This window comes from Mixta sp. BE291 (genome assembly GCF_031457955.1).
Taxonomy (GTDB): Bacteria; Pseudomonadota; Gammaproteobacteria; order Enterobacterales; family Enterobacteriaceae; genus Mixta.
On record NZ_JAVDXN010000002.1, the window covers coordinates 479518 to 492586 of the forward strand.

A 13069-nucleotide genomic window follows, 5' to 3' on the forward strand; every position below is an offset into this window, starting at 1 on the left:
ATCTCTTAGATCGTTGAAGGCGCTCTATGGCGGAATGGGTTCATTACCACCGCCGGGCTCAAGCAGAACAAGCCCCAGCTGATCTGCTTCATCCTCAATCAAATCCAGCATAGCTTCTGAATCCAGTAAAGATTGCGATTCAATTTCTACTTCCAGCTGTTCTGGGGTTATCCGGTCACCAAATAGCATCAGCGCGGTATCGCCATGCTGCCGGGAAGACCATTGCAGCCCGTGCGCATCGGGATAAGCAGTATAGATTGCTACCGAATACTCCCGCGTAAAGGGATACTGATCCGCTGAAGAGTCCAGCAATTCAGACCGTTTCACCCCCATTTTACGTAACGTTTTAGGGTTTAAATCAGCAAGTTTCAAAGGCAAAACAGGCTTAATGACAGAATGCACCTTACCTGCCAGCCTGGCGGTATCGAAAGGCTGACCAGCCGTATCAACCGGTAAATCATGAAAAAGGGTCTCCATAATCGCTACGCCGGTACTGATGCCGCCATATAGCGTCGGTACGCCGTTACTCATTGGACTAAAGCGTGCATTCCCCAACCCTGGATTAAACTGCGTAGCGGTGAATGTCGCTGAGTGGATCCTGTAAATGCGCTTTCCCGCTGCCCAGCGGATAAAATTAACGGCAAGATTAGTCTTCGGAGCAGGTACTTTGCGTTCAACTTGCTCACTATTATCAGGATCAGCCATGCGCTCCCCCATCCACCTCCGCCTGTGCCGCCTTTAATACCTGTTCAGGCATGCTTTTCAGGACATCTTTTGGCTTTTTACCGTTAAGCCAACTGTTTGGCGTTCCAAACCAGATAGCCAGCCCCCACGATGTTTTTTTATTACCAAACAGGGAGATAATCTGTTTAACAACGGGTACCGGGCGATAACCTTCATCCAGCGCATACTCTGGATAGTTATCTTTTCCGTTCAGTTGCAGAGCGAATATCCGCCCCGCAGATTTCCAGCGATGAGGGCCGGCACTGGGATTCGTGTTGTGAAACTGCGCTTTTTCCGATAGCTCCTTTGCTGTCAGCCACGCAGAGTCAGCAAGAATGTGCGCGTTAAGCTGTTCCCGGCGCAACGCGTTACGCTCCAGGCGCTCTTGCCTGTGTAATTTTCTCGCCACGTCATCAGCGGATTTCATCACTTCTGGCGCATTAGCCGCTTTTGGTGTTTGTACGCCAGGCGCGATAAGCCCCATTGAAGCGATAACCGCATTCACCGCAGCGCCCATCGCAACTTTAATGGTTTCATCAAAACCTGAGTGGTGATGCCCTACTTTCCCTAAATCAATGACCAGGTATTCGGAATCGGCATGGGTAGTGAGTGTATGTAGCTCATTACCGTTAACCGTTTGAATATAAAATAAAGATTCATCACGGCGTGTGGTATTGCTTTTCATGGTCATCATAGCCTCCTGATGAATATATGCGTTATATTCATTATATGGTGAGCGCTGGCTTTGTCACCCGTTTTGTACAAAATTCAGGCTTAACCGGGCAACAGGCATCATGCGCCGACACAACGATCATGCAAGTAAATCGGAACAGAGGCGACACTCAGCATTACCGGAAAGCAAGATGCGCCGCTCAGCACAGCGGTTTATCATCGCTTACCAATTTCAGTCCATTGTTAGCCAGAATTGTGAAAACGGTATTTAATCAAATCCATCCCGTTTTGTGTTAATATTGGCACGGATAAATCCCCTTATGGCCTCCGTCAATCGGTTTCACTTACATACCTGTTTAAACGATAGCGAGTAAAAAATGTCATTTTCAAATCTTCGTATGAAGATCATTGAGAAAATATTGTTGGTCTGTAAAAAGAAGCCGAAGAAAGAAATCCAATTGCTGGATGATACTGAGGTTAAGCGTATTTTAATTATATCGAATAAGCTACTTGGCGATTTTCTGTTCTGCACGCCTGCTATCGCCAGCCTGAAGGAAAAATATCCTCATGCAGAGATGATGGCGGTATTGAGTGAAAAAAACCGTGGTATCGTTGATAACTGCGCCTATATAAATCACGTGGTTTATATGGAAAATCAAACAGTTAGTGTGTTAAAGGCCATACCGAAAATCAAAAAATTCCAGCCTGATCTGGCGGTGAGTTTTCATTCCCGAACCCCTTATGATCTGATCGCCGCCACCCTGGCAGGCTGTCGGTACATCGCCAAACACTATTTTAATAATGATATTAAAAAACTCATTCCGCTCTGTGATATTCACGTTATTGATAAAACCAAACCGCCGGTAATAAATCATCTTTCGCTGGTAAAAGCGTTGGGTTGCAATATTGACGATAAAAAGATGTTTTTCCCGTGCCGTATTGCACAAAAACAGCCGAATCAAGGTATTAACGTTGGTTTTCAACTTGGCGCATCAAAAAGTAATCGTTACCTGCCAAATAGCGTAATTCTACCTTTGATTCCCCGCTTGCTGGCGCGTTTTAACCATTGTCAGATTCATCTTTTTGGTGCGCCGCATGAAATAAAGCTGGGTGAAGATTTTATAGCCGGTCTGGATGAGGCGTGCGCGGCGCGCGTTGTCAATCATATTGGCAAAACCACATTGCCGATGCTGGCGCATCGTCTGAATGAAATCGATATTTTAATTACGCCTGATACCGGCACATTGCATGTCGCTACTGCGTTACAGGTGAAAACGGTCAGCCTGTTTACGCGTCGGCAAAGCAATGGCTGTGAACCGGTGCAGGATCGGCATCTGCATCGGGTGGTCTATGCCGCTGATTTCAATCCAGCCGCGCTTGACCGCAGCTGCGCTGCGCCTTTCACCTTTATCCCCAGCGATTATATTTGGCAACAGATCAGCGAGTTAATGGATGGCGAAAAGCCTGCAAACAGCGCTGTCCCGGTTGAAAATCAGCTAAAAACGCTTTCAGGTCAGTGATGAAGATCTGATAAAACCACTCCGTCACATTATTGCCATATTATTGTCACAAACCTTCCCTAGCCTGTTGCCACCTCAACGAAACGGGAAACAGGCTATGGCGGCTGTTAAAGCAAAAAATGTTCAGGATACCGAAGCCCTGCTGCATTCTGGCGTTAACAAAGTAGAGCTGGATTGGGAAATAGATAGCGATGATTTCTTCCACCTCGCCAGCCACTGGTGCGAACGCGGCGCGAAAATCACCCGCACGCAGCGACATTTCGTGCTGTCGGTGAAAGGGTTTGCGATTCCGCCAAACGACTAATTGCCACAGCCGGGGCGCCGCGCACTGTTGCTGGCGTCCCGGCTGTTGTTCAACGGTTAACGCCCGGTATCGGTGCGCTGAACCGCATCCAGCGTCGCCTTCTCTCTTTCGCTACCGGTCAACTCATGCAGCATCCCTTCGCGCATCTCCAGCAAACGATCGGCATGGATAAAATAGTGATCGTCATGGCTGATGGCGAAAACCGTTTTGCCGCTTTGCTGTAGCCAGGGTAACAGCTCGCGATAGAAAATCCGTCGGAAGTGGGGATCCTGATCGGCGGCCCACTCATCCAGCAGCAAAATATCCCGCTGCTCCGCTGCGGCCAGCAGCAGCGCCAGGCGCTTGCTCTGCCCTTTCGACAGCGCCAGGTTCAATACCTTGTTGCCTTCCAGCTTCAGTTTGTCCTGCATTTTCAGCCGCTCCAGCCACTGCTGCACCAGCGCCGGACTGGCTGGCTGCGCGTCAGGACCGATAAGACGATCGAACAGATGCACGTCGGTGAATACCGCGGAAAACAGCTGGCGGTAGCGCTCGCTATCCGTCACCGCTTCGCCATCAAGCAGAATAGTGCCGGAAATCGGCTGATAGAGACCGGTCAGCAGCATCGCCAACGTCGATTTACCGCTGCCGTTGCCGCCGATTAAAAACACCAGCTCGCCGCGCTTCAGCGTCAGGTTAATCGGGCCGACGCTGAATCCCTTTTCGCCATAGTGGAAAACCACGTCGCGCAGTTCCAGCGTCTGCCACTCTTTGATTGCGGAAGCGGCGGCGAAAGGCTCGCGCCATTCCGCCAGCTGAAAGCTGCGTAGCTTATTGAACGCCACCTGCGCGCTGAGCAGCGTCGGCAGCGCGCCCACCGCCTGCAGCATCGGGGTGCGTAAAAAAAGCAGCATCAGGGAATAGGTCGCGGCGACGGCGGTATTCGCCCATCCCAGCCCGTTAGCCATAAAGAACACCATGCCGATCGCGCCCAGCATCATGATATTTGACCAGTTAATGGCGCTGAGATGGAAGGTATCGGCGCGCACAATATGATGCCGGTAGGCGTTGGCATCTTCCTGATAAACGGTTTCATAAACCTGCTGCGCGCGTGAACGGTTCAGCGCCAGCTCTTTACGGCCATCAATCACCGTCTGGTAATCGGCGTAAAGGCTATCTTCAATCTCACGTAGCTTCGCCAGATGGCTGTAAACGCGCGAAACCAACAGCCAGCCGCCGACAATGGTTACCACCAGCCAAATGGCCGTTACCGCCAGCATGCCCGGCGACAGCCAGGCAAGATAGGCCGCCGAACCAATCGTCAGGATAATGCCCTGAATCAGTTCCGGCAGACGCACAAAGGCGATGGTGATATTGCGCACATCGCTGGTAAGGCTGGCCAGCAGCTGGGCGCTGCCGATCTGTTCAATACGTTGAATATGCGTATCCAGAATGCGCTTGATAAACTGCCCGCGCAGCTTCCAGACAAAGTGGTGCCCCAGCAGCGTCAGCGCCAGCTGTGATGCCAGCGTCACCGCCATCAGCAACAGCAACAGGCCAAGAAACGTCGGCAAAACCGCCGCCGAGGCGTTGATGCTGACAATCAGTTCGCGGTTGATGTAAGCGATGATACCAATGCCCAGCGCGGCGCTAAGCAGGTTAAGCACAATGACCGCAATAAACGGCCAGCGGTACTGTTTATAAACAACGGAGAGCAACTCCATAACTGCATCCTGATAAAAAACAAAGCAGAGTGCAGTTTAATGAGAAGCTAATCGATAGCAATAATAATTCTCAATCAACATTAGTCGCGACCGATGATTATCGTGCCCGGCGGAAAGTCAGGTTGTAACGGAACGCGCCAGCCAGCGGGTGAATGCCCGCTTTTACCGGCAGAATGCCATGGAAACGCAGCCGCGACGGGCCGCCCCACACCACGACGTCGCCATGCTCCAGCAGCACGCGCTGCACGGCATCGCCGCGTTCAAAACCGCCAAACTGAAACACCGCCGGTAAACCGAGTGAAACCGAAACAATCGGCTGACGCAGATCCTTCTCATCTTTGTCCTGATGCAGCGACAGTTTCGCGCCCGGCTCATAACGATTAATCAAACAGGCGTCGGGCTGAAAATCGTCAAAGCCCGCCTCCTGCGCGCAGCGCTGCGCCAGCAAACGAAAGCTTTGCGGCATCGGCGGCCAGCGACGGCCGGTTGCGTTATCCTCACCGGTATATTGATAGCCGCGCGTATCGCTCGACCAGCCAAGATCGCCGCAGTTGGTCATCGCCACCGACATGCGATGGCCGCCCGGCGTAATCAGATGATGGAAAGGATTGCGTCCGGCCACCTCATCAATCTGCGCCATCAGATCGGCAGCCTGTTCACGGGCGCGCCGTCGCAGGATTACCGCGCCCTCCGCCAGAGGCTCAGCCCAGGGCGCTTCATCACTAAACAGATCTAACATTGCCGCTCCGCTTTCAGCCGTACACCTTGCTGCATGCTAACGGGAGGCCGAGTCGTCCTGCAACAAAAATGCGCGAAACTGCGGCGACATCCAGCTGCTGAAACCCTCTTTATCTTTGGTAATCAAATAGACTGCCAGTTTTTCCCGCAGCGCCAGCGCTTTGGCTTTTTCCGTGCCCAGCACCATCAGGCCGGTATCCCAGCCGTCCGCCTCCAGCGCCGTGGTAGCAATCACGGTAGCAGAGACCAGCCGGTGTTCAATCGGCTGCCCGGTTTGCGGATCGATAACGTGCGAAATACGTTTGCCGTCCAGCTCGTAATAGTTGCGATAACTGCCCGAGGTGCTGATGCCGTGCCCCTGCAAATCAACCCGCGCCTGCACGGCGTTTTCCCGATCGGTGGGCTTCTGAATCGCCACTCGCCAGGCGTTGCCCGCCGCGTTATGACCGCGCGTCAGCACCGCACCGCCAACCGAAACCAGATAGTTGTTAATCCCTTCTTGTTCCATCAGGCGCGCCAGGTGATCGGTGGCGAAGCCCTCTCCCATGGTCGAGAGATCGACGTACAGCCCCGGCAAATCTTTTTGCAAATAAGCGCCGTCGGCGCGCTCAATCACCTGTAAATGTTGCAGACCGATTTGCGCTTTCGCCGCGTTAATCTCCGTTTGCGAAGGGGTATGCGATGGCTGTCTGTCCGGGCCAAATCCCCACAGATTAACCAGCGGCCCGACGGTAATATCCATTGCGCCCTGGGTTAAGCGCCCAATACGCAGCGACATCGTGATGATATCAGCCATCTCCGGGCTAATGGGCTGCGGACGGTTATCGTGCGCCTGGTTAAAGCGCGAAAGCACGGAATCCTTTTTCCAGGTCGAAAGCTCATGGTCATCGTTATCCAGCAGCTGCTGAATTTTGCTGCGCAGCGCCTCCTGCCGATCGTCTGGCACGCCCGCCAGACTAACGCGCCATTGTGTCCCCATGGTTTTACCTGCCAGCACCAGGCCACTATCCGCCGAGGTTTGCTGCTCATCGCAGCCAGCCACCAGCAATCCCAACAGCATCGCCGCCGCCAGTACGCTTTTTTTCATCACATTCATCTTTAACTGTGGTTGTGTTACTCGGCGCGACGGCGTAACAGCCGCGCACCACGACGGCACATTTTGCCCCATTTATGCCACAGCCAAGTTAACAAACGTGCCTTACCTGGCGCTTAACGGGCAAAACAGACGCAGCGGAAGGCCAACGCAGGCGTAAAAGGCATAAAAAAAGGCGACGCTAAGCGTCGCCCTGTCAAAACCACGAAGGATTTAGAACTGGTAAACCAGGCCTACGCCCACCACGTCGTCGGTGTTGATACCGGCGTCGTCGGTGAACTGGCTGTCATCCAGCAGGTTGATCTGATAATCAACATAGGTAGACATGTTTTTGTTGAAGTAGTAAGTCGCGCCTACGTCGATATATTTTTTCAGGTTCTGTTTGCCGTACCCTTCGATATCTTTGCCGCGAGAGGTCACGTAAGCCAGTGACGGACGCAGGCCGAAATCGAACTGATATTGCGCAACCAGCTCCCAGTTGTCCGCTTTATCGGCGAAGCCATAAGCAGCCTGATCGCGGTCGCCGAAACGGGTCGCGTTATAAGAACGGGTGTACATCGCCGCCAGGTAGATGTTGTTGGCATCATATTTCAGGCCGCCGGTGTAAGCTTCCGCTTTATCACCGTTGCCCAGAAGCGCAGCGCTGTTCTGCGTGTTAGTGCGGTCAGACTGGAACATTGCCGCACCCAGGCCCAGGCCGTTGCCCAGATCGTAAGTGGTGCTCAGGCCCCAGCCGTCGCCGTTCTGCGCGACTGCTTTACGGCTGCCCGCTTGTTCCGGGTTGCTGTCGTTTTTGCCCTGGTACTGCACGGCAAAGTTCAGGCCGTCAACCAGACCGAAGAAGTTGTTGTTGCGGTAGGTCGCTACGCCGTTAGCGCGCTGGAACATGAAGTTGTCTGCGCCGTAGGTGTCGCCGCCGAACTCCGGCAGGACGTCGGTCCATGCGCCGACATCGTAGATTACGCCGTAGTTACGACCGTAATCGAAAGAGCCCGCATCGCCGAATTTAATACCGGCAAAGCCAAGGCGAGTATAGCTATCTTTGGTGCCTTCGCTTTCAGAGTTGTTCAGCGCAACCTGATATTCCCACTGGCCGTAGCCGGTCAGCTGTTCAGAGATCTGCGTTTCGCCTTTGAAGCCGAAGCGCATATAGGATTGGTCGCCGTCGTTGCCGTCGTTGTCAGAGAAATAGTGCAGACCGTCCACTTTGCCGAACAGGTCAAGTTTGTTGCCGTCTTTATTATAAATCTCTGCTGCACCTGCGGAGCCTGCTACTAACAGCGCCGGGATCATCAGGGAGAGAATGTGACGTTTCATTTTTTGTTACCCTCAAATTATGTGCTTTATAGTTGCCACTGCCTGCCGAACGTTTATTTTTTCATCCGACAGCTCATTGTTCAGTCGCCAGAAGTAATAATCCATCAAGAAAATGCTACTAAATTTCCGAAACTGTTTCGTGATATTTTATTGTTGCTTCAAAATGTAAATAACGCGGAACTTTTAAACAGCACAAGGCGTTAAAAAAGAGCGCACTAATTGGTAAGAAAGATATTCATCATCTATTATAAGGCTGTTAACTAATAGCGTTAAGTCAGCACTGAATGATAAAAAAATTCTTAACTCAGGTTATAGAATAGATCCCGCTATCATCATTTTATTTGATTATTATCTTCATTCACCCTGAATGAGCTGTTTTACCCTTATATCCTGCCGGACAACGATTGTCCGGCTTTTTTTTGCCCTCAATTTAGCCAATGCGCCTCCCGGCCCGCCATCGGCTGAAAGTGGCTCGTTTGCGCGCAATAGTCCTCTCACAGGTATTTCTTAAACCAGGCGGTTTGTACGCGAATAACCTGCTGAAAATGGGCGCCGGTATAGATATCGTAATGGCGGGCATCCGGCTGTTCATATAATTCTTTTTCCTGCGCGCCAATAGCGGCAAATAACGCGCGGCCCTGCTCAGGTGGATTAACGCTATCTTTTTCGGCGATAACCACTAAAGCGGGGCATTTTACCTGAGCGGCAGCAACAGCAGGTTTATATTGCAGGGTTTCGCGTACCGTTAAAAAGGGAATTTTAATATCCATTTTCGGGTAAAGCGTGCGGTTCTCCTCAAAAAAAGCTTTTGACTCCGCATCGCTTAATACGCGATTGACGCTAACCATCATCTCTTTACCGCTGGTTTTTTGTTTTTCTGCCATTTTATCCAGCGTGGCAATAAAGGCGTTTTTCTCTGTCTCATCCATCTTACCGCTCACGATCGTTTCCCCGTCAGCAAACGCCAACTGGCTAACGATGCATTTAATTTCCGGTGCCTGCGCCGCCGCGCCAAATACATGACATCCGCCAAACGAGGTGCCCCACAGGCCGATGCGCTCTGCATCCAGCGCGGGCTGCTGCTGCGCCCAACGCACCACCGTAAGAATATCGGCAATCTGCATCGCTGGCACCAGACGGCCCCGCTCACCCTCGCTGTCGCCGAAGCCGCGATAATCAAAGGTAATCGTCGCAAAACCGGCTTCGGCAAACGCCTCAGCAAAGGCCGGCAACAAAATTTCACGAATGCCGCAGAAACCATGACACAAAACGATAACCGGTTTTTTATCTTCTCCGCTGGGCTTTTGCAGCGTAATAACAATTCCGTCAGAAATCTTTTTCGTTATAACTTCCATTAACTTATTTCCTTTATTTATTTAACCTGATGCCTGGTTGCCACATGCTAACCCACGTAACTTTCAGGAAAGCCAGCGCATACCGCTTAAGCGAGCGTAAATATATGTGCGCGAATGATAAACCTGGCCGTAATAATCTTCTCAGAGATTTGTCTGAGTTATTCCCGTCCGGCGACATAATTTAAAAGAGTGGGCGAATCCGCGCTTTGATCGCCATCGCGATATTCAGTGTCAGGTAAACAAAAAGCCCCGACCAGGTGGCCAGGGCTGATAAAAATCATGCTATCTATCGTGGCGGAAAACACCTGCTCAACTTAGCGCTCGCGCATCGCCTCATTCACTTTATTTAACGGCTTAATCAGATAATCCATCACTGTTTTCTGTCCGGTTTTGATCTCTACGTTAGCCACCATGCCTGGCACAATAGGGAATTTACGACCAGCACGGTTAACCAGCTCCGCCTTTTGCGTACGCACATACACGCGGTAGTAGTACTGGTCGCGCTTTACCTCATCCTGCAACGTGTCCGGGGAAACCGTTTCCACTTCACCCTCCAGGTCGCCGTAAATCGACGAATCATAGGCGGTAATCTTCACCACGGCGGGCAAACCGGGCCGGATATAGGCGATATCGCGCGGGTTAATGCGCGTTTCAACCAGCAGCTGATCTTCCAGCGGCACGATCTCCATCAGCTTACCGCCGGGTTGCAGCACGCCGCCAACGGTAGTGACTTGAATATCCTTCACGATACCGCGCACCGGCGAAAACAGCGTGGCGCGCGTCAGCTGATCTTCTTTGCCAGTCAGCCCCTGCATCTGCGCATCCAGTTCGGCGTTATTCTTTACCTGCTCTTCACGTGCGCGCACCGCGTATTCATTACGCGCCTCGTCGATTTTACCGCGCAGCTCGCTGACCTGACGACGCAGACGGATCACTTCCACCTCGCCCGCTGCGCCCTTGGCGACCAGCGGCGCGGTCATGCGTAGCTCTTCCTGTACCAGTTTTAGCGACTGTTGCAGGTTGCTGACGGTCTCCAGCAGATTGCGGCGGCGTGACTGGTAGAGCTGCGTTTCACGCGCCACCAGCTCCGGCTCGCGCAGCGTTTGTTCGCTAAACTGCAGCGGTTCGCCGGTTAGCTCAGCGCGCAGCCGTTCCGCCGAGGCGCGCAGCGTACGCACTTTTGCCTGCGCCTCGCCGAAATTGGACTGGAAACGCGTGGGATCGAGCCGCGCCAGAATCTGACCTTTGCTAACGATATCCCCTTCATGCACATTCAGCTGATTAACGATGCCGCCGTCCAGGCTCTCAATCACCTGCGCGCGGCTGGAAGGGGTGATTTTGCCGGTGCCGACGGTAACCTCATCAAGAATGGCGAAATGCGCCCAGACCAAAAAGATCACCAGCGCCGCGCTGCACAGCCAGATAATCATGGAGGTGCGGCGTTCATGGGTTTTCAGCTGGCTATCGACCGTAACCTGCGTCATGCGGCATCTCCTTTATTGGGCTTAGCGGCACCGGCGCTGCGCAAAATTTCATCGCGCGGGCCGTCGGCAACAATACGTCCGTTATCCATTACCACAATCCTGTCCACCAGCTTTAACAGCGCTGGACGATGGGTCACCAGCACCAGCGTGCGTCCGCTCAGCCAGTTTTTCATTTGCCGGATCACATGCTCTTCCAGCTGCTCATCCATCGAGGCGGTGGGCTCATCCAGCAACACCACCTGCGGCTGACGCAGGATCATGCGGCTGATCAGCACCATCTGCCGCTGGCCGCCGGACAGGCCGCGCCCGCCTTCGTTAATGATGCGATCCAGGCTGGCGGCATCCTGCTGAACCAGGCTCAACGCGCCGCTGACGCGCAGCGCCTGGAGCATCTCCTGCTCGCTGGCGTGTGGATTACCCAGCATCAGGTTTTGCCGCAGCGTGCCGAAAAACAGCCGCGAATCCTGCGACAGCCAGCCCAACTGGCGGCGTAAATCCACCGGATCGATGCGATTGATATCCACGCCATCCACAATCACCTTGCCCTGGGAAGGCTTCGCCTGCCCCGCCAGCAGCTTCAGCAGCGTCGATTTTCCGGCGCCCACTTTGCCCAGCAGCGCAATACGTTCGCCCGGCTTGATCTGTAACTGACCGATGTTCAGTACGTTTTTGACATTCTCTTCATCATAGGTGTACTGCACATTGCGCAGATCGTAATGGCCGGTCAGCGTCGGGCAGTGCGCCATTTCCCCCTCTTCCGGCTGATCGAGCGGCTTTTTCAACAGTTCATCCAGCCCTTTCATCGCGCTTTTGGCGTGCTGCCAGCGCGAGAAAATCATCGTCAGCTGCATCAGCGGCGCAATGGTGCGTGAAGAGAGCAGGCTGCTGGCGACCAGCGTACCGGTAGTGATATCACCCGCCAGCACCAGATAGGTGCCGAACACCAACATACTGGCGTAGGTCAACTGCTGCACCGACGAGGCCCAGCCGGTCAGCCTCGCGCCCCACAGGCGCTGCTTCATGCCGATTGCGGCGCTTACCTCGTGGGTTTGCTCCCACTGACGCTGGAAATAGGGTTCCGCCTGGAGCGCCTTGATATCCTCAACGCCTTCGATGGTTTCCACCAGCACCGCATTACGCAGCGCCCCTTCACGCATCCCCTCTTTCGCCAGTTTCGCCATCGGGATCTGCACCAGCAGGCCTGGGATCACAATCAACGGGATCGCCAGCAGCGGAATGATCACCAGCGGGCCGCCGATAAAGCCCATGATAAACAAAAACAGGATAATAAAAGGCAGATCCGCCGCCGCGCCGACGGTGGTTGAGGTCAGCAGTTCACGCACCTGATCGATTTCACGCAGCTGCGAGATAAAAGAGCCAGTGGATTTCGGCCGCGCCTCATTGCGAATATTCATCGCACGCGCAAACAGCATCGATGAGACTTTAAGGTCGATACGCTTGCCCATCAGGTCGGAAACCTGGGTGCGCATCAGACGGATCAGATACTCAATCGCGGCGGCAATCAGCACGCCGACAAACAGCACCCACAGCGTCGACTCCGACTGGGCCGGGATCACGCGGTCATAGATCTGCATCGAAAACAGAATGCCCGCCAGCGCCAGCACGTTGCTGACCACCGAGGCGAGCGAAATCTCGGCGATGCGCCGTCCCATGCCGCGGAAATTTTTCCAGAACCAGTGCTGTTCGTAAGGCTGGACAAACTCGTCAATGCGCGCATCGCGTCCGCGCGCCGCCACGCCCGGCACCGCCACCTGGGCCTGGCTCTGTTCCAGCAGCCCGCTCAGCTCGCTTTCGCGCACCACATCGCCGCCGTCGCTCAACCAGTAGCGCGCGCGCCCTTCCGCATCGATCGCCTCCACCACCGCCACGCTGCCGTTTTCCAACAGCAGGATCACCGGCGTCACCTCCTGTCGCCAGCGCAGCTTATCGCGCGGCGTCATGGTGAGATGCAGCCCCAGCAGGCCCGCCAGCCGCTCCAGCTGTTTATCAGACGGCAGATGCTCAAACCAGCGCATCTGCTGACGCAGCGTTTTGCCATCGGCAGGCTTGCCGAAGCGGGCCGCCACCCGCAGCATCGCCGCAATCCAGTTCTCCGTCGAAGTGCTTATCGTCGCTGCCTTATTCATCTCTGTTACCTGC

General features: G+C 53.8%; 11 protein-coding genes. 2 read left to right on the forward strand and 9 right to left on the reverse strand.

The window, feature by feature from the left end; genetic code table 11:
* Positions 1-24: 24 nt before the first annotated feature.
* Both J2X14_RS07315 and J2X14_RS07320 read right to left on the reverse strand, forming a co-directional pair.
* Positions 25-705, reverse strand: coding sequence for an RES family NAD+ phosphorylase (locus J2X14_RS07315; protein WP_352410552.1), 681 nt, complete (start codon positions 703-705; stop codon positions 25-27).
* Positions 698-1408 (reverse strand): integrase, encoded by a 711-nt coding sequence (locus J2X14_RS07320; protein WP_352410553.1) that lies wholly within the window; start codon positions 1406-1408, stop codon positions 698-700. Before J2X14_RS07320 ends, J2X14_RS07315 begins: the two co-directional genes overlap by 8 nt.
* A 445-nt stretch (positions 1409-1853) precedes the next feature.
* Here J2X14_RS07320 and J2X14_RS07325 point away from each other — a divergent pair, with 445 nt between their 5' ends.
* On the forward strand, positions 1854-2915 hold the full coding sequence (locus tag J2X14_RS07325) for a glycosyltransferase family 9 protein (RefSeq protein WP_352410554.1): 1062 nt from the start codon (positions 1854-1856) through the stop codon (positions 2913-2915).
* A gap of 97 nt (positions 2916-3012) precedes the next feature.
* Complete coding sequence (locus J2X14_RS07330) at positions 3013-3219, forward strand: hypothetical protein (protein WP_352410555.1); 207 nt, start codon at positions 3013-3015, stop codon at positions 3217-3219.
* Between the two features lie 56 nt (positions 3220-3275).
* On the opposite strand, the gene J2X14_RS07335 is transcribed toward J2X14_RS07330, so the two are convergent.
* The 7 genes from J2X14_RS07335 to J2X14_RS07365 all read right to left on the reverse strand — a co-directional run bounded on the left by J2X14_RS07335 (position 3276) and on the right by J2X14_RS07365 (position 13056).
* Positions 3276-4922, reverse strand: coding sequence for a multidrug ABC transporter permease/ATP-binding protein (locus J2X14_RS07335; protein ID WP_352410556.1), 1647 nt, complete (start codon positions 4920-4922; stop codon positions 3276-3278).
* Between the two features lie 97 nt (positions 4923-5019).
* The gene (gene alkB / locus J2X14_RS07340) at positions 5020-5661 is read right to left on the reverse strand and encodes a DNA oxidative demethylase AlkB (protein ID WP_352410557.1); all 642 of its coding nucleotides are present in this window, start codon (positions 5659-5661) and stop codon (positions 5020-5022) included.
* A gap of 36 nt (positions 5662-5697) precedes the next feature.
* Positions 5698-6747: an FAD:protein FMN transferase ApbE gene (apbE, locus tag J2X14_RS07345; protein WP_352410558.1), complete on the reverse strand. Its 1050-nt coding sequence runs from the start codon at positions 6745-6747 to the stop codon at positions 5698-5700.
* A gap of 219 nt (positions 6748-6966) precedes the next feature.
* Positions 6967-8070 (reverse strand): porin OmpC, encoded by a 1104-nt coding sequence (gene ompC, locus J2X14_RS07350; protein ID WP_352410559.1) that lies wholly within the window; start codon positions 8068-8070, stop codon positions 6967-6969.
* A 494-nt stretch (positions 8071-8564) separates the two neighbouring features.
* Positions 8565-9425, reverse strand: a complete 861-nt coding sequence (gene uilS / locus J2X14_RS07355) for a UilS family quorum-quenching N-acyl-homoserine lactonase (RefSeq protein WP_352410560.1) — start codon at positions 9423-9425, stop codon at positions 8565-8567.
* Between the two features lie 314 nt (positions 9426-9739).
* On the reverse strand, positions 9740-10909 hold the full coding sequence (locus J2X14_RS07360) for a beta-barrel domain-containing protein (RefSeq protein ID WP_352410561.1): 1170 nt from the start codon (positions 10907-10909) through the stop codon (positions 9740-9742).
* Positions 10906-13056 (reverse strand): type I secretion system permease/ATPase, encoded by a 2151-nt coding sequence (locus tag J2X14_RS07365; protein WP_352410562.1) that lies wholly within the window; start codon positions 13054-13056, stop codon positions 10906-10908. Before J2X14_RS07365 ends, J2X14_RS07360 begins: the two co-directional genes overlap by 4 nt.
* Positions 13057-13069 lie beyond the last annotated feature (13 nt).